The sequence below is a fragment of the Pseudomonas sp. C9 genome (genome assembly GCF_002000165.1).
GTDB lineage: Bacteria > Pseudomonadota > Gammaproteobacteria > Pseudomonadales > Pseudomonadaceae > Aquipseudomonas.
In genome coordinates, this window is the sequence record NZ_MPAK01000001.1 from 2,267,930 (window position 1) to 2,285,208 (window position 17,279).

Consider the following 17,279-nt stretch of genomic DNA (forward strand, 5'->3'; position numbering starts at 1 on the left):
AAGCGCCACTTGGCTGGTTTTTGCCTATTTGCAAATCCGAGCAGGAACTTACCTGTACTTATATTTGACATATCGCCAAGCAACGTTTTCCTGCAAGTCGGGCTCAGCGTGTTTTCAGCAGCGCCTCAAAGTCCGAAGCCTGAATATCCGAAGCCCCACTCAACATGTCCCGCGCCAACGCTCGTCGTTTACTCAGCAACTCATCCAGCGTCGCTTCAAACGTCGGCATCTGCGCATCCCGAACCGTCGGGTAGTACACATACACATCCTTCTCCTGCCCAATCCGGTAGGCCCGATCCGTCGCTTGATCCTCCTTGGCCGGGTTCCAGCAACGGGTGAAGTGAATGACGTGGTTGGCTGCCTGCACGTTCACCCCAAACCCGACAGCGATGGTCGATAGAATGATGACTGCGAATCCCGGCAGCTCCTGGAATTGGTCGATCAGCCGCTGCCGGCTATTCGCACTCTGGCTGCAGGTACTGGTATCGCCGTTGATGACGGTTGCCCGAAACCCGAAATGCTCCTGGATCGAGTGCTGCAACTCCCGCTGAATATCACGCAACTCGGTAAAGACAATGACCTTGTCGCCATTTCCAGTTCTTTTGATCGATTCAAGGGTCTGCATCAACCATTGCAGCTTCGGCGAGTTGTCGCGCAATCGCTTGTCTGGCTGAACGCTGTAAGGATGAGCACAAATGAGCTTGAGCTTGTGCAGCAACCCGAGCATGCCGGAAGTCTTTTGATCGAGCTGTTCTTCAATCTGCTGCTTCTGGCTGTACGCGGATATTTCGGACAGGTACAGATTGCGTTGCAAGGCATGCATGCTAAGTGAACGGCATGCTGTGTCTTCGATTTTGGCGGGCAGGTCTTTGGCAATGTCCTGCTTGGTTCGGCGCAAAGTCTGCGGATCGATAAGCCCTCGAAGGCGCTCCAGGGCAACCGTGTCACGCTCCAACGCGGCTTCGATTGGGCGCTGATACTCGCGACCGAACTGGTTCAAACCACCTAGAAAACCTGGTTGAATGAAGTCGAACAGACACCAGAGATCGATCAGGGTGTTCTCGACAGGCGTACCGGTACACGCCACTCGAAATCTCGCAGGAATGGCTTTGATCGCTTGAGTCACCAGTGCCGCGGGGTTCTTCAGCTTCTGCGCTTCATCGCACACGACGATCGACCACTGCTGGCGCGCTAGGGAAAACTCCTGATCGCGAAGTGTCTCGTAAGTCGTCAGGACGATTCGGGCGCCGCCCATCCAACCCGGGCGCAGAAGATTCTTGATGCCTTTTGCTTTCAAGTCGGCGGGAATTTCTTCCTTCTTGAACTTAACTGCGCTCAAGGCTGAGCCATACAACTTCAGCACTGGCAGCGCATCAGCGAAGAAGAACCGATGAAGCTCTCGCTCCCAGTTATCAAGCAATGAAACTGGGGCGACGATCAGTGTCGGTTTGTCTTGTGGATACTTTTCCAGGTACCAGACAAGGAAGGTGAGCAACTGGATCGTTTTTCCAAGCCCCATGTCATCAGCGAGCAAACAACCTGACACGTCCGAGGGGGACAAGCGGAACAAATGCTGCAACCACGCGACGCCTTGAAGCTGGTGCTCACGCAAGACGACCTCAGGCTTGAGCAAACTGGGCAACTCTGGCGTTGCGTCCAAAGCGGCGCGTAATGCTGCCTGGCGAATCTGAACGTAGGTCGGTTCATCAATGTTGTGGCCGATTTGCAGTACGGCGCGGCCAACCTTTTCTTGTGGCCGGACAAGGCTGGTCTCGACAGGGGAGATCTTCTTGGACCAGGCAGCAAACAGTTGCTCGGCGGCGGCAATCGAGAGCGGTGTTTCGGACTCTGGCAAACAGACTGTTTCATCACCGGCAGCGCGAGCTTCGTCCAATCGCTGCTCAAACGCTTCAAATTGAGCGCGGTCGGATGGATCCCAACGTCCGAGGATTTCTGCGTCAATACCCAGCGCGGCCACATCCTTCGGTAACCAGTTCTCGGTCGCCTCTTTGACCAGGAAAGGCGAAGTAATTTTTTCCGCTTCCCCGATGCCAGTCACACGGTCGCCATAAAGAGACAGGTCCAGGACGGAGTCGAACTCAATACCGGCCGCTTCGTTTTGCCAACGCTTAAGCAGATCGCTGATGCCTGCCAACTGGCGCAAATCAAAATCGCTGAGTTCCAGCTCATAGCCCTGCCAGAAACCAGCTGGCATTCCAGCGGCTAACTTCAGTTGCAATTCATGCACGAACGGCGCGAGCTCATAGGCCGCTTTGAATTCAACTTCGATGGGCGCTTGCGGCGTTGGAGAGATCGGTTCGAGAGTCAGATTTACCTGCTCGATGCGCTGTCCCGCTTCATCCAGTTTGGGCTCCAGATGAAAGCGATGAAAGAAAATCCCAGCCTCGGCCAGGTCGTCTTCATAAGTCTCAGCATCCAACACTTGCGCGGCACTTTCGCCGAGTGCGCTGTAAGGGTTGCGGACGAAAGAAAGAGCATCGTCGCCAGCGACCCGACGCCCGGGCAACGAACGTACGTAGTCCAATACAGATTTGACTTCGGGATCAATCAGGACGTGTGTCAGCGATCCATCATCACTAGTCACCCGATATCGATCCTGAACCTGATTGGCACCGTCGAAACTTTCAAGCCAGTTTGCCGGCTGGCCTTCGAAGCTTGGTTCCAGCTCGATAACAGGCGTATTACCTACTGTCGATTTTCGCGGATTGAGTCGCAAGCTTTCAGGTTTGATAACGACGGTCTTATCCAAGAAGCCATCCATACCGGCACCAGCCTTGCGCGCCAACTTCCTGATGCTAGCCCAGCCAATCTGGTTAGTTACTTCACCCGGCTCATTTTGTTGAGCCAGGTAAAGTTGCCGCACCGCACCGGTCAGTTTCCACGACGATTTGGGCAGAATTTCCACTGTTTCGTGGTACTGGATGATGGCACCCGTACGCTGCACCTGTACATTTGCGTTGGACTGCGGGTCACGCCATCCACTGATAGCGACCTTGAAGTCGTCGGAGGCAAGACTGCCCTGGCTGCTCAGTTGAGGGATGAGAGTTGTCTGTGGTGGTAACCCCAAAAGCGGCAGACTTGATAAATGCTCCGGCTCATCAAGCAGCCGATAGAGTTCATCCCACGTCAGAAGCCAGCGATCGCTCAGTTGGGAGACGAACTCCTCCTCTTCCAACTGATCCAGATAGCTTGCCAGCGGCCAGGACTCTACGTTTTCCGCCAAGCTCAAGGAATAACAAATGCCCTGCTCTTCAATTGAAAAAGCAGGTTCAGTATTTTCTACCGGCGAACTCGGCTGCAGGCCAATCCCCTTTAGGAAACGCTTGAGCATTACTGCCTCCAGAACCGGAGTGGCTGGTGATTGACGGGCTTGAAGCCCAGGCGTTGGAGCGCAGCAACGGCGGCCAGGTCGTTGTTGTCAAGCTGGACCTGAAACGCACCGCCGCGCGCGCGCTGGTCATAGACTTTGTGTTTGACTGACTTCAGGGCGTCACGGACTTGGTCTTCAAAAGCCATGGGTTTGGATGCCCCTAGAGTGCCGGCCTGACTCTGCACGCGAATGCCCAGTTTTCCGAGAGAGTCGTCAAACTTGAGAAGCCACCCTTCTATTCGAGTTGGTTTACTAGGCGCCGGCGTATGCAGCATTCGAGCCTTCGCGCGATGAGGCTGCTTCAACTCAGAGGTCAGCTCAAGTTGAAACTTATCCGGATCGAAGGGCGATTTGTCGGATTCGTACACAAAACAAGCATTGCCCGTCCCGGAAAACTCAACAAAGAAATAGTTTCCGATCTGCATGACAACAGCGTTGTTGCGGCTGGAACCCCCTACCAAACGACTCAAGCGCCCTTTGTTCTTCTCACGGAAATGAACGAAGTCCCGTCCGCCGTCATTCCACGCATCCGCCCCCATAACAATTCGGGTGTAGCTCATTTGGTTGGCAAATCGCAGCCAATAGTGCAGACGCGATTGATCAACCTCGGAGTCTCCCTTCAACAGGTTGAAGAAGTGCTCCAGATCCTCCTTCGCGAACCACGCCACGACCATCGCACAGACGTCTTTTTCAACATACTGCAGCCAGCTGTTTTGCCTGGAGCGGATCTGAGGGCTGCCCCAATTGTCGAGTGCAACCTGTTTGAGCAGCGACGACGGCTTTTCTCGATAGGCGGCTATGTGATAACGCGACAGACATGCACTCAGAATGTCGTTCATGTACCGCGGATGCTGCCGACCGATATCGACAAGGTCCGCTAAGCGCTGAGAAAACTCGGCGTCATCCAACAGGAAAATACGAGAGATCAATACGTTAAAGATTCTGCGCCACAGCCAACTGCTGTCAGGGATCTGCGCGATCGTCTGCAATGCTGAAAGGTCGCTGATTTCCCCCTTGAACATCTGGTCACCCAGCCTGGCACCTGCCTGCTCGGAAAAAAGCTCCTGGTGCTGCTGGACGATATGCACCCATTCCTTCTCGCGTTTTTGCTGGCCTCTGACGCAGTCGAAGCCAAGCTGAACGTCTTCACGCAACAGACACCAATTGGCGTTCTTGTCAGGCGTGGCGGCCTCGTACCCGAAGTAACTGAAACACAGCGCCAACCAATCCCGACGACTCAGCCTTCGTTTTTCAATACGTTGATGGATTTCTTCGTGCACTCGGGCATAAAGCTGGTCATCGTCCAGTATCGGCCCGACTCGCTCACTCTTGTCCGAGAGGCCGGCGAAGACCAAGCGCCATTCAGAGGCGTTGAGCGGGAGTACATTACGGAATTTGCTTATCGCAGCACGGCGCTTTTCCTGAGGTGGCGGTAAGGCCTTTTCAGCGCGCTCGAATCGCTCATAAAGATCAATTCCCGCAGCACCCAGACGGGGGAATCGCGCCAACGGTTCTGGCGCCGGCCCCGTTCGATGCGTGGAAAGACTCAGGTTAATAGCGGCGGAAAGCCTCGCGATTGGGCTAGTCATCGGCTCATCGCCAACTGACACTTTTCCATATCGGTGTTGTTGAACACCGGTACCTCTGGCTTGAGGTTGTCCTCCTTTTCCTTCAAGCCAAAGAACTGCATGCGCAACTCCACTCGCCGGCTTTCTTCTTTGGTGTCCTTTGCATTGTTGAACGACACACCGCCCGCCAGGAAAATCGATCTGATTTGCTGTTGGTGCTCCGGCGACAATCCGACTTGGAGCGGGCTGCGGCTATCGAGCAGGCTGCACATCACCCACTCTGAACGCTGCAGTGAAAGGTGCAGGTTATAAAGATAAGAGCCGTCGGTGTCTGTCGATCCCTCGATAACAACCTGTTTGAACCATTTTCGGCCTTCTTCACTGTTAGCCGCGTCCAGAATCATCGGCACAACCTCCTGAAGTGCCGACTGGCCATCGTTGCTCAGCGCGTACTGGTTATGCCCAAATCGGCCAGCATCGCCGAAGCTAATCCGGTTGTCCTTACAGTCCACAACGATGGTTTTACTGGCAGTCTTCGCCTTAAGGCTCAGGTGCTCGCAGATCTGACTGATGTCCCTATTACGTTGCTTCTCTCCTTGCTCCGCTTGGTTAATACGCTGCGTCACAGAACTCAAAGCCGCCACCATGACCACGAGAAAGAGAATCATCATCGCGGTCATTAAATCAGCGAAGGATATCCAGAACGGTTTCTCTCCCTCGTCTTTTGAACGGACAACCGAAGGCATTTGCTTACCAAACATCGACTAGCCTCCGTTACTGCCTGATTCGTTCCATGATGTCGCCGAAGTCTTCGAGACTTTCCTTGACCCCTTCTACACCGCCAGCGAGGCTCTTGACTGCTTTATCGAGCTCGGCATCCAGACTACCCAGGGTTTGTCTCAATACCCGATCCATACCATCACCGAACTCTTTGAAGCCGTTACCCAGCACACCACTGATGTTTTCCAGGTACTCATACACTTCACGGTTAAGCGCCTGCATCCGCTCGCTTTGAACCTTCAGGTCCTGGAGATATTGGCTGCGGCCGCTGGCCTCCCCTTGTGCACTTGCGACAACCCCTTCGATGACCGCGAGAGTTTTCGCCAGCGCTTCACGATTGTTTCGATAATCCGCGACCACGGTGTTCAACTCACGTGATGCCTGTGCAAGCTCAGTACCTGCGCCCTGAACTGTGCCCATCAGCCCCGCAGTCGACTCACTGGCTCGCGCAACGCTTTGTCCGGCCGTTTCAAACCGCTCAGCCGCCGCCCGCATCTTGTCTGCCCCTAGCTGCATGCTCTGCAAATGCTGCTCTGTTTGGGCACTCAATGCCTTAACGGTGTCCTGTGCAGACTTCTGTTGCTCTGACACTGTTTGCAGCAACGCCTTGACCTGTTCGTCAAGGCCGCCCACCAGGTCGCGGGTGCCTTTATGCAGGTCAGCCTGTGCAGCGCGGGTGGTTTGATCCATCTGCTGCTGGCCGTGCTCCAGTTGCTTGAAGACTGCCGAGAGTTGCTCACCCAGCACCTCAACGGAACCCGCAATTTTCGCCATGGTTTCCTGTTGACCTTGCCCGATGTTCTGCTTGATCGACTCAACAAAAGCCTGGAGATTCTCAGCCATTGCCTGTTGGCGAGCCTCGCTTTGAGCAAACAACTTCTCCAACTGCTCGGCCATTCGAGCACCTGCCCCCTCCCCTTCGTTGCCGATACGGGCAACCGAAGCCTGGAGATTCGCGAGCATCTCGTTCATCCCCACTTGCATGGCGTTCTGTCCGGCCTGCATATCGGAGAGTAACTGGGCAATCATGGTCGAGCTGTTTTGAGTCGATGACTCGCTAGCCGAACGCATATCTTGGATCAGCGTCGAAAAGCCCTGCTGCATCGACTGCATGGCGGCAACGGACTGACCCATCAGTTCGTGTAGACCGTTGAACTGTTGGCCGAACGTACCTTCCAGCTTGTTCATGAAGGCAACTAGAACATCCTGAAGAAGGTTCTGTACTTGCCCTGACTGATCGCCACTGGCGGCCTGAACCGCACCCGCGATAGCTTCAAGGGGGGATTTGAGACTGTCCTCAATCGCACTGCTTACCTGATCGGCCAACAATTGCCCAGAGTCACGGTAAGTCGTTGACAAGGTATCCGCTAATTTGAGGCTTTCGCGGACTTGGGTATCAACGAGGTTCTGCAGCATTTCCCGCAGATCGGTTACCAGGCTGTCCTTGAGCTGACGGGTTTGCACGGAGCTTTCAGCACTCGAGCGCACAAGCTCCGCTAGATATTCCTCACCGACACCGCTGTCGAAAAGCCCGTCGATGGTTTCGTTGAACGCTTCAAGGAGCCTGTAGCATTGGCCCAGACGCCACTTTTCAGTAATCGTGACGGCTATAGAGGCCATGATTGAAATAAAGGAGCCGATGAACGCAAACAACACGTCCTTGAGCAGCTTATCGACGCTGGCATTTACCTGCTCAGGGGTGCTTGGATCAAAATGCTGTAGGCCTAGCATCAAGCCGAAGAAGGTTCCGACAATACCGATGCCGGTCAAAATACCAGGCAGGTGTTTATAAAACTCGGTTCCCAGCGGGGTATCAACCACGCTTTGAGGTGAGAAAAAATGCGCGGCTCCGGCGGTGGCGCGCGACCGGACAAGAACCTGTTCGCCTTCTTGAAACTCAAACTGGTCGTGCAGCGTTTCAGCGTATTCGTGCCAGGAGTGCTCCAGCTTGCTTCCATTGAACAGTTGCTCCAATTCAGAGCGCCGTTGAGACGGGGCGAGCGCTTTCACACCGTGCACACGTTTAGTCAGTTTTTTCAGCTGACTGCTAAGTTTGAAGGATGGACAAAAATAACGGACAAAGTACCAAGCGCACAAAATGAAAACGAAGCCAACTACCGTTATTGGCGCGATCAGCTGCTCGGAGCTTGCTGCACCCCATAGATGCAACAGCGTCGAAAAATCCATACTTTCCGCCTTCAATTAAGCAATTTTTTGATGTTCAAGACGCCTGCGAAACCCACATTGATGCGTCAATAGCCAATCCCGCTGGCGATCGATGACAACACCTTGCTCGGCACGCGTTTTTCAGGGCACAACAAATTCGGAAAGGAAGGGCGGTAGTTTCACTACGGCTAATCAGAAACCTTCCGTGGACGAATGTTATAAAATAATGTCCTTATGCCAGCACCTTAGCCTGAGCCTTGATCATCGTAAAGCTGGACGCGATCAATGGATCCCTGATCTGAGAGATCCGATAGGCTTATCGGTGTGTGCTCTTCGACTACTGTACAAATCCCCTCCAGCCCCTCTGCGATTTGATCAGTGTCGAAAACTTTGATTCTGCTCAGCCAATTTGCGAACCATCAGTTCAATCCGAGCGACATCTTCTGCATCGTCTGCTTGTGAGTACTGCTCGCGCTGCCTATTCACATCCGCCTGCACCGCGCGCAATCCCCCCCGTTCCTCGACAAAACTGATGCTATCAATCAAGAAGCCTGTCCAGCTCCGGTGCTGGTAAAGCTTGTTGTCCACAAAATAGCTAAACCATTTCTCTTCCATTGCAGACGGAATGTAACCTTTGCGGATCGCCTCAGCGTCCTTAGGCCCAAGATAGAAATCCAAGGGCAAGGTCACAAAACGGTCCGGCATTTCCTCGGTCATCCAGTCTCCTTTGATGGCCCACCCGCTTGAGCCTCTTTGCTCAAACGCAATCACACCTTTGTAATTGACCTCCAGCCACCGCTGAGTGGCCTCGAGTATCTGCAGGTCACGCTGCCGGCCTACGTGGTTGGTGGTCATTTTTATCAACACCCGTGCTTCTTCGTAGCTTGCCCAGCGAATGCTTTGGGTCTCTTGACTGGCCGAACCATGCCCATGGTCGGAAATCATCAAGAAATATGCGTTGGTCGTGGTCCCACCCTTATAGACACCTGGTAGCACGCCAACGACCTTTGCATCGTGCCCAATTTCCCCTCGCACTCCGCGACGAGCAGTATGCTCCGGAGTCTCATCGCCCTGGGGCCGCGTTTTGGCGAATGTCCAGACATACCCATCGTAATGATTGGCTGGCTCGCGCAGGAGAACCTGACCACCGGAGTTCAAGAGGATGCCACCGTAAGCGGTGGCCTCAGGGATGACCCATGTCATGATTGCTCCTCGAGTTCTTTGAAGGTTTCATACAATTTGCTGGATCCTTCTATGTCGCATTGGCATCAATCGCCCAGAGCACTTTTTACATCCAAGTTCCAGCCCTTCATTGAGCTACGGTCAGCCCCGTGTTTGCGAATTTCCGCGCACATTAAGCCCCTGAGCCGCCGTCGCCAAGGCTGGACGTGCGCACAGGTAAACAATTCAAGCAGGCGTCCCTGACGACTCTGCGTCAGAATCGTAGGCTCGCTTACGCCGAGGCGTCTCCCGATGGCGAGGATTGGGTTGAGGAGTTGGAGCACGAGCGCATTTGCCGTACGCGACAGCAATAAGGCACGCGCCGACTCGCCAGAGCGAGTGAAGGAATGAACCAAGCGCCAGCAATCGCTATCAGTAGCCGTTGGTTCCGCTCAAAGGCGAAATCCGAAGTACAGCTGTGGAATTGAGCTTTGGTCGACGTAAAGGCAGGAATTTAAGAAGATTCGCGAATGGTATTCCATAAGGTATTCCAATAGAAAATCTAACCGAAAATAATCAATAAAAATCAATACGATACAGAATCAATTCAGATTACCCCGGCCCACCAAATACGAAGCAAGACAAAACCCGCCAAGTGCGGGTTTTGTTGCATCTGGGGTTTGGAAAATTGCGGAGGATTGTTGTGGCGTCCTGTCGACTCACGCCCACATCGGCGACTTATCAGCGGCATCCTCTCCGGCACTCTGCCGACCGCTCGAAATCCCTGATCGCTTGACCGACGCGTGGAGCGATTGACCCACTGGCAGACCACGTTCACGATCAGTACTTGATGTCCCGAGCTGTGCGACGGGTATCTTGCTTGGTACTGCGCTTGTCCTGGCGACACTCTACGTTGCTCTTGTCATTGCCCTTTCTACACTCATCCTTGGTTTGCCGGGCATCGGAACGCCCTTCCTGCCTGGTATCGCGAGCATCACGCCGTTGTTCACCCTGCTCGGTCGCGTAGGCGGGTAGCGTCACCCACTGCACGCCGGCGGCGATGAGCAGCGTCGCCAAGGCTTTCAAGTAGTGCTTGCGAATCATGATTTTTCTCCCATTTTTTATCGCTCAGTCGCTTCGTTTGCTCACCGAAGAACTCAGCGAAAACGTGTGTTACAGCGTGCGCTCACAACTCTCAAAGCACTTTGCGGTATGTGAAATCTGACGATATGGACAGACAGGCAGTGGCGCAAGGCTGTTATCTGCATGATTGCAAGATGGACATCGGTAACGACTCAGTTTGTTCTATGAAAACCCCAAGATGCGGGGTTACAGCCAACGTTGATTACGGATTTGACCGTGGGCTCATCACTGGATCGAACCGGCAGGCTGGGCAGCCCAACACAATCGGGCCTATGCTGGCGTTCTATTCGCAAGGAAGCCGCCATGAAATTCAAAATGCTGCTTGTCGCGTTAACCCTCTCCCTGACGTCTGGTTGCGCGTACTACAACGACCGCACCACGGACACCAACAAGAACGGGCGGATTGCCTGTGATGCCGAGCCGGCCAATCAGCCGGGCTGTTATACGAAGCAGTCGAAGGATTGGAATTGGGGTGGGTTGAAGTTTGGGGTCGGGGCTTCGAATTAGTTTCAGGTCCTACAGACGCCGGGGTTTTTGGAGAGATTTCCGACAGGTTTTGACGGTTGTAGGGTGGGAAGTGGAGTGGATAGGCTTTGTCGGTCGCTGCGCATCAGCGATCGGGTGTGGAATCCCGAGATAAACAAACTTGCCCCCATGGCATACTGCGGCGCTTTTTCAGCCGCAGTTTTAAGTTATGGCGGCTGTGCGTGGGAGGCCTTCGGGCCTGCCGGGTTTTGTCCGTTTATCTCGGTTATTCCACCCCGCGCACAGTTGCCACCCATTCGAGTGGAATCGGAGCAGTGGCAGCGCCTATGACTCAACGGACGATATTTGCCATGATTAAAGTAACCCCAAATCCGCCTACTGCGGACGACGCGCCCCCCTGCTCCATCCTCAAATCCCCCGCATCCCGCAAACCCAGCACGATGTTTTTCGTTTCGCCGGATATCAACGACGAAGACCTGTTGGCGCATGCCTGTGAGTCATTGGCTTCGGCGAGTGTGATGACGAGTAATTTTGCGGGGTATCTGGAAGGGCCGCATCGGCACACGGCGATGGCGATGGCGATGGCGATGGCGATTCAGCAGATTGTGATGCTGGCGGAACTGGCGGTGAACCGGATGCTGGATAACGTTGAGTTGCCAAAATCACCACACTGCTAGTCCCCTGTGGGAGTGAGCTGCTCACGATGGCGGTGTGTCATTCGATATCCATATTGAATGAACCATTGTCATCGCGGGCAAGCCCGCTCCCACATGGGTCAGGTGTATGACTGAAATTTCTTCATCACACCTAAACCACCTTCAACTCCACCTCAACATGCCCACGGGTCATCCGCGAGTACGGGCACATCTGATGCGCCGCCTCAGCCAGTTCACGCTTCACCCCCGCCTCCAGCCCGGGAATGTTGACGTTCAGCCGGACCGCCAACTGAAAGTCCCCGGCACTGGTTTTACCCAGATCCACCTCTGCATCCACCGAGGTATCTTCTGGCAATTTGATTTTCATCTTGCCCGCTGCCACCTGTATCGCGCCGATGAAACAGGCTGAATAACCCAGTGCAAACAGTTGCTCCGGGTTGGTGCCGGGCTTACCCGAGCCGGGGGAGCTGAAGGTGACGTCCAGCTCGCCGTCGCTGGATTTGCCAGTGCCGGTGCGGCCGCCGACGGTGTGGGTTTTTGCGGTGTACAGAACGGTTTCCAGTGCAGTACTCATGGCCGTGACTCCTGAAGGGAAGCGACAGAGTAGGCAAGCCTAGCAGTGCAATCCCTGTTCACAGGTGACGTTGGTCGGATGAAAAAAAAGGCACTGGGCGATCATCGCCAGTGCCTTTTTTGTGCCTGAATAATCCGTCAGCGCGACAACATAAACGTGTCGTACTCCAGATCTTCCAGTGCAGTGGTCAACCTGTGTAAACCCAGCAATACACAAATCAGCAACGACAAGGTAAAGCCATAACCGAAGAAGCTTGGCCCCAGGTACATGCTGAACAGGGTCAACATGGCGTTCAACACCGCGAACAGCACGCACAACTCCAGCACCACGGTGCGTTTGTCCAAGTAGAAGAACACGTTGAGCAAGGCCATGAACACCACCTGGATGCTCACACCGATCAAGTCGATGTAGAACAGCGGCAGGTAATAACTGGAAATGCCCAGCCACTCCAGCAAGCGCGGTGCGAACAGGAACAACAGCACCGCCGTCAGCCCCTGCACCTTGCAGATTTCCACCAGGCCCTGACGGATCGACAAGGTCATTTCGGTTTTCAGCTGACCGATGTGCTGCAGCGTTTCACCTTCGCGGATCGCCCGAAAAAGTCGGTCGTACCACTCGGCGAAATCGGTCTCGATGCGCACCAGAAACACCGCCATGCCGGGGATGATCGCCAGGTATGCGAGGAAGATCGGCAAGTCGTACAGGATCGAAGCGCGCAGCGGGCCGACAATTGCGCTGGAGGTGCCGGGGTTGAACCAGAACATGAATTTGTCGATCCAGATGCCCAGGTTGTAGAAGAAACCGGTGGCCAGCAGGCTGAGGAAAACGTTGCGCCGTGCGAGGAAATCGAAGGCGATCAGTTTCTCGGCGCGGTACTCGCGCAGGATGTCGTAGAGGAACAGGAACAGCAGCGTGCTGTGCCCGATCAACAGCGCCAGCAACAAGCCCGGCATTTGCAGAAAGCTGAGTGCGTAAGCACTCGCGACCATCAGCGAGTACCCCACCAGCATCACCAGCAGAATGCGGTTATAGGCCTTCATCCCCGAGAGAAAAATGATCACCAGCCACAAGTTGCACAGCACCACAAAGTTGGCCAGGACCAACACGCGGTAAATCAGCGGCTGGTCGAACAGCAAGCCCAGCACGACAATCCCCAGCAGCCCGGCGCCCAGCGTCACCAGCAACAACACGCCCAGCAGGTTGGGCAGAATCTGATCGTACTTGTGTTCAAACAAGCGGTCGGACACAAACCGGGTGAAGAACAGCTGCAAGCCGCCCGTGAGGATCAACGAGCTGGCCATCAGGTACGTCACCGTCACCAGAAACTGCCCGACCAATGCGTTGGGCAGCAACAAGCCGAGACTGATGATCCCCACCAACATCACGCTGATGATCGACAACACCCACGGGCCGGAGCTGATCAGGCCGGCGTACACATAGGCGTGCAAGGTGGCGGTGTAGGAGTCACGCGAAAGGATTTTTCGCAGTTCGAAGCCAATCCCGGCCATTTAACTGTTCTCCATGGCAGCTTGATACAAGTCGCGATAACGCTGCAGCATCAAGGCTTCGGTGTAGTAACGAGTAACCCGCAACAAGCCGCTGGCCTGCGCGGCCTCCCAGCGTTGCGGGCTGCGCAGCAGTTCGAGGATCGCCGCGCAGGTGGCTTGCGGGTCGGCGATGGCCACCACTTTGCCCGCGTGTCCGAGGTCACGGTCTTCGGCGCTGCCGCCTTCGATCAACTCGCGGCACGAACCCACGTCGCTGCTGACCACCGGTGTACCGGCGGCCCAGGCTTCGAGGATCACCAGCGGTTGCGCCTCACTGATCGAGGTCAGCACCATCAGGCCGAGTTTGGGCAGGATGTCCTGAATGCGCTGGAAGCCGAGAAAATGCACTTTGCCTTCCAGCCCGAGACTGGCCATCAGGCTGCGGCATTCGCTGACGTATTCCGGGTCTTCCTCTTCCGGGCCGACGATCCAGCCTTCGGCCTGCGGCATGGCGCTGATCACGCCACGCATCGCCCGCAGAAAGGTTTTTACGTCTTTGATCGGCACTACTCGCCCGATCAGCCCCACCACCGGTGCAATACCCTGCGCACGGGATTCCAGCGCGGCCGTCCAGACCGGCAGGTCGATACCATTGGGAATCACCTGCGTGCGGGCCCCGATGGCGCCGTCCTTGATTTGCCGCTGACGATTACCGTCATAGAGCGCGATGATGTTGTCGGCGCTGTTGTAAGTCAGCTGACCGATGCGCTCGAAAAACCGCACCCACAACGTGCGGATGTACCCCGAACCGGCGTCGAGACTGCGGTTCAACGCCTGACCGGAGCTCTCGGCGATCCAGCTGGCCTGCGCCAGGTCGATCTTGCGTTCCTTGGTGTAGATGCCGTGTTCGCTGAGCAAATAGGTGCAGTTCCAGCGCTGCTTGAGGATGCACCCCAGAAAGCCCGCATAGCCGGTGGAAATCGAGTGCAGCACCCGCGCTTTCGGCATCCGGCGCGAGGCTTCGGCGAGCATCAGCAGGGGCGACTGCATCGAGCGCAGGGTCCAGAAATAATTGACGAAAGAAGGGTCGGCGCAATGCTGACGGTAGCCTTCGCTCAATGCCGACCAACTGGCGCGGCTGCGCAAGACGTCGTCGAGGGTCAAGCGGCCCTGTGCGATGCAGTCGAGCAAGCGTTCACCCAGCTCCGCTTCTGGCGCATCCGGGTGATGCAGGAAACGATACAAATCCTGCAATTGCTGCTCGTCGGCCTCTCGCGGATCGCCAAGGGTGTCGGTCGGATGCGTCGCATCTTCGAGAAACACCTCTTCAATGTGCAGCACGTTCGCCGGCACTTCGTAGCGTCGCGCCGAATACGCCTGACGCTGTCCACCGATGAACATCACCGAGAAGGTCAGCTCCGGCAGCCCCAGAATCATCTGGTGAATCCAGCTGGAAACGCCGCCGCGCACATAAGGCCAGGTGCCTTCGAGCAGCAGGCAAATGTCGGCAACGGGTGCCTGTTCCTTTTGAGTCATGTCCAGCTCCTGACCAATGCGGCGAACGGCGGACGCTGACGGGTTTCCTCGGGAAGGCGCGCCAGCAATCCGGGAATTTCGTGATAGCGACCGGCCTCGAATGCCAGCTCGGCGTGAAAGGGCAGCACCTGCGCCGCGCCCATCCCGTTCTCCTGGGCCTGACGGAGCAGCACTTCGGCGCGCTCGATATCGCCACGTTCCAGGGCGATGCGTCCGGCCAGCAGAAACAGCTCTCCGCCCTCGCCGGCGGCGAGGCCAAGCTCGGCGTGCTCACCCGCTTGGGTCAGCACGTGTTCGAGCACACTGCCTTGCGCCAGCCCCAGATACGCAAGTTCCCAGTACCAGCGCGCCAACCTGCCGTGCAGCGAACCCGCCGCTTTGGCATTGGCGTCGGCCAGTTCGCCGAGCGCGATCTGGATGTGCAGGTTGATGTCGCTTTCCTGCTTGTCGAGCATCGAATACGCCAGCAGTCGCACATCGTCACTCGGGTCGGCGAGCGCCAGTTTGAGGATCGGCACGGCTTCTTTGCCGGGCATGCGCCGGGTGGCCAGCAACGCGGCCAGACGCTGATCCGGATCGGGCGCATGACGCAACACGTCCTGCAAACCGCCATCGGCGAAGATCGGCTTATGCAGTTGCAACTGCGCGCGGTACGGCAGGCTCGGAATACCCACGGCTTTCCAGGCCTGCTTATCGCGTTTGCGCGGCAGGTACAGCGCCGGGAAAATCGCCGCGACCACGCCCACCGCCCCCAGCACCGGCACAAAAAACGCCAGGCTGAAGATGAACAGCGGGCTCCACGGCAACGGCGAACGGTAACGCGCCGGCAGCAAAAGCCACACCGCCGCGCACAGCATCACGCAGGCCAGACCGTGGCTGAGGGTGAACACCAGCAATTGTTGTAACTCGGGCGCCGCGAGCCACAAACTGGCCCAACTGCCCGCCTCTAACAACAAGGCTCCGCTAAACAGCCACTTGCTGATCATTCAGGCCACACTCGTTGAACAGGAAATTACGCAGCCCGTTGCGTTCGCAGCCAGGCTCCAGGTTGAACGTCAGCACGCGTACGCCAAGGCTTTCCAGGCTACTTTCGACGCCAAAGTGCTCGTGCAGCATCAGGTTGATCCGAGCCAGATAGCCTTCAGTACCTTGCGGGCTGGTCAACGGCAGCAGCACCAGCAGCAATTGATGATCGAGGTTGTTACGCAGCGACAAATGCAGATCGAGGCCGCGCTGACTACGTTCAAGCAGACGCGTCAGCTCATCGTTGTGACGAGTGATTTCGAAGGCAAACAGCCCGGCCGCCAGTTGATGCTGCTCGACATCCACCAGCGATCGCTTGAGTTGCAACGTGAACTGCTGCGCGTCGGCGTCGGCCAATTGCAAGACTTGCGGGTCGCGGCGCAACAGGTCGGCGATGTGCCCGGCGAGCAACGCCAGCAGGCTCAGGGTGCGATCCTGGAAGGCGAAGAACGGCATCTGCCGCACGGCCAGAATCGCCAGCAGTCGACCTTCGGCATCGATCAGCGGAATGCACGCCTGTAGCGACGAGAATTGCGCCGAGCTGCCGGCATCGATCAGCTCCTGACGCACGCTGACCAGTTCACCGCGCTCCAGGCACAGCTTGACCAGACCGTCCTCGGTGCCCAACGGCCCCATGACGCCGATGGTCGCCAAGGCTTCGGGCAACACATTTTCTTCACGCTCGTCGACGCGGTACAAACCGGCCACGCGCAACGCACCGTACTGGCCGAGCATGGTCACGATCGGATCGGCCAGCGCGAGCAGCGCATCACCTTCGTTCGGCATCACCCGCAGCTTGTCGCGCAAGCCCAGCAGGGAACTGCGCAAACTCTGATCGCTGCCGGCCACGCGCTGTTCCAGCAGGTCGTGAGAGACCCGCAGAATCTGGTGTGCCCGGGTGAATTCATCGAGGCGATACTGACGGTAATCGTTGGCCATCTGCAGGCGCTGCAATCGCCGCTCCCACAGATCGCGCACCTCGCCCACCAGCATGCCGCTGACCAGCACGCCAACAATGAACGACGGATCCAGCTCTTTGTAGCCTTCATGCCCGACGTAGCGCAGGGCGAACAGCGCCATCACCAGCAGACTGGCGCTGACCAGGCCGCGCACAAAACCGTAACGCACACCCAGCAGCAACGGCGCCAGCACCGGCCAGGGGAAACCGCTGTGCATTTGCAACGGGTCTTGCGGGGTCAGCCACAAGCCCAGGCCGATGGCCGCACCGGTCACCAACAGCGTTTCCAGCCAAGACACCGGGCCGCTGGCACGCGGCGCGAGGCTGTAATCCATATGGGGAGAATTCAT

Annotated in this window: 13 protein-coding genes and 1 pseudogene; 3 read left to right on the forward strand and 11 right to left on the reverse strand. The window is 56.4% G+C overall.

Going from position 1 to position 17,279, the window contains the following annotated elements; genetic code table 11:
* Positions 1–103: 103 nt before the first annotated feature.
* From zorD to BMS17_RS10735, 6 genes are all read right to left on the reverse strand, one after another.
* The gene (gene zorD, locus BMS17_RS10710) at positions 104–3,352 is read right to left on the reverse strand and encodes a type I Zorya anti-phage system protein ZorD (protein WP_077430904.1); all 3,249 of its coding nucleotides are present in this window, start codon (positions 3,350–3,352) and stop codon (positions 104–106) included.
* Positions 3,352–4,980, reverse strand: coding sequence for a type I Zorya anti-phage system protein ZorC (zorC, locus tag BMS17_RS10715; protein WP_077430905.1), 1,629 nt, complete (start codon positions 4,978–4,980; stop codon positions 3,352–3,354). Before zorC ends, zorD begins: the two co-directional genes overlap by 1 nt.
* Complete coding sequence (zorB1, locus tag BMS17_RS10720) at positions 4,977–5,720, reverse strand: type I Zorya anti-phage system protein ZorB1 (protein ID WP_056741006.1); 744 nt, start codon at positions 5,718–5,720, stop codon at positions 4,977–4,979. The genes zorC and zorB1 overlap by 4 nt, the downstream gene beginning before the upstream one ends.
* Before the next feature lie 13 nt (positions 5,721–5,733).
* Positions 5,734–7,926 carry a type I Zorya anti-phage system protein ZorA1 gene (zorA1, locus tag BMS17_RS10725; RefSeq protein WP_077430906.1) on the reverse strand — a complete coding sequence of 731 codons (2,193 nt, stop codon included), beginning with the start codon at positions 7,924–7,926 and terminating at the stop codon, positions 5,734–5,736.
* Between the two features lie 354 nt (positions 7,927–8,280).
* Positions 8,281–9,108, reverse strand: coding sequence for an NUDIX hydrolase (locus tag BMS17_RS10730; RefSeq protein WP_077430907.1), 828 nt, complete (start codon positions 9,106–9,108; stop codon positions 8,281–8,283).
* 798 nt (positions 9,109–9,906) lie between these two features.
* Positions 9,907–10,170: a hypothetical protein gene (locus BMS17_RS10735; RefSeq protein ID WP_046031887.1), complete on the reverse strand. Its 264-nt coding sequence runs from the start codon at positions 10,168–10,170 to the stop codon at positions 9,907–9,909.
* A 216-nt stretch (positions 10,171–10,386) separates the two neighbouring features.
* Between BMS17_RS10735 and BMS17_RS29760 the strand changes: the two are divergent.
* The 3 genes and pseudogenes from BMS17_RS29760 to BMS17_RS10745 all read left to right on the forward strand — a co-directional run.
* A pseudogene (locus BMS17_RS29760) lies at positions 10,387–10,461 on the forward strand (hydrolase); the annotation flags it as partial.
* Positions 10,462–10,512: 51 nt separating this feature from the next.
* Positions 10,513–10,716, forward strand: a complete 204-nt coding sequence (locus tag BMS17_RS10740) for a hypothetical protein (protein WP_046031886.1) — start codon at positions 10,513–10,515, stop codon at positions 10,714–10,716.
* Between the two features lie 329 nt (positions 10,717–11,045).
* The gene (locus BMS17_RS10745) at positions 11,046–11,372 is read left to right on the forward strand and encodes a DUF6124 family protein (RefSeq protein ID WP_077432177.1); all 327 of its coding nucleotides are present in this window, start codon (positions 11,046–11,048) and stop codon (positions 11,370–11,372) included.
* Positions 11,373–11,502: 130 nt separating this feature from the next.
* Here the strand turns inward: BMS17_RS10745 and BMS17_RS10750 are convergent, their stop codons facing one another.
* The 5 genes from BMS17_RS10750 to BMS17_RS10770 form a co-directional block, all read right to left on the reverse strand.
* Positions 11,503–11,925: an organic hydroperoxide resistance protein gene (locus tag BMS17_RS10750; protein WP_046031885.1), complete on the reverse strand. Its 423-nt coding sequence runs from the start codon at positions 11,923–11,925 to the stop codon at positions 11,503–11,505.
* 137 nt (positions 11,926–12,062) lie between these two features.
* The gene (pelG, locus tag BMS17_RS10755) at positions 12,063–13,433 is read right to left on the reverse strand and encodes an exopolysaccharide Pel transporter PelG (protein WP_077430908.1); all 1,371 of its coding nucleotides are present in this window, start codon (positions 13,431–13,433) and stop codon (positions 12,063–12,065) included.
* Positions 13,434–14,948, reverse strand: coding sequence for a GT4 family glycosyltransferase PelF (gene pelF, locus BMS17_RS10760; RefSeq protein WP_077430909.1), 1,515 nt, complete (start codon positions 14,946–14,948; stop codon positions 13,434–13,436).
* Entirely contained in the window at positions 14,945–15,934 is a 990-nt protein-coding gene (locus tag BMS17_RS10765; RefSeq protein WP_046031882.1) for a hypothetical protein, read from the reverse strand. Before BMS17_RS10765 ends, pelF begins: the two co-directional genes overlap by 4 nt.
* A complete protein-coding gene (locus BMS17_RS10770; protein ID WP_077430910.1) occupies positions 15,912–17,279 on the reverse strand; it encodes a PelD GGDEF domain-containing protein in 1,368 nt (455 codons plus the stop codon). Before BMS17_RS10770 ends, BMS17_RS10765 begins: the two co-directional genes overlap by 23 nt.

Coding starts and splice junctions, on each gene's coding strand:
- zorD (WP_077430904.1), bottom strand. CDS start 3,352: ATGCTCAAGCGTTTCCTAAAGGGGATTGGCCTGCAGCCGAGTTCGCCG.
- zorC (WP_077430905.1), bottom strand. CDS start 4,980: ATGACTAGCCCAATCGCGAGGCTTTCCGCCGCTATTAACCTGAGTCTT.
- zorB1 (WP_056741006.1), bottom strand. CDS start 5,720: ATGTTTGGTAAGCAAATGCCTTCGGTTGTCCGTTCAAAAGACGAGGGA.
- zorA1 (WP_077430906.1), bottom strand. CDS start 7,926: ATGGATTTTTCGACGCTGTTGCATCTATGGGGTGCAGCAAGCTCCGAG.
- BMS17_RS10730 (WP_077430907.1), bottom strand. CDS start 9,108: ATGACATGGGTCATCCCTGAGGCCACCGCTTACGGTGGCATCCTCTTG.
- BMS17_RS10735 (WP_046031887.1), bottom strand. CDS start 10,170: ATGATTCGCAAGCACTACTTGAAAGCCTTGGCGACGCTGCTCATCGCC.
- BMS17_RS10740 (WP_046031886.1), top strand. CDS start 10,513: ATGAAATTCAAAATGCTGCTTGTCGCGTTAACCCTCTCCCTGACGTCT.
- BMS17_RS10745 (WP_077432177.1), top strand. CDS start 11,046: ATGATTAAAGTAACCCCAAATCCGCCTACTGCGGACGACGCGCCCCCC.
- BMS17_RS10750 (WP_046031885.1), bottom strand. CDS start 11,925: ATGAGTACTGCACTGGAAACCGTTCTGTACACCGCAAAAACCCACACC.
- pelG (WP_077430908.1), bottom strand. CDS start 13,433: ATGGCCGGGATTGGCTTCGAACTGCGAAAAATCCTTTCGCGTGACTCC.
- pelF (WP_077430909.1), bottom strand. CDS start 14,948: ATGACTCAAAAGGAACAGGCACCCGTTGCCGACATTTGCCTGCTGCTC.
- BMS17_RS10765 (WP_046031882.1), bottom strand. CDS start 15,934: ATGATCAGCAAGTGGCTGTTTAGCGGAGCCTTGTTGTTAGAGGCGGGC.
- BMS17_RS10770 (WP_077430910.1), bottom strand. CDS start 17,279: ATGAATTCTCCCCATATGGATTACAGCCTCGCGCCGCGTGCCAGCGGC.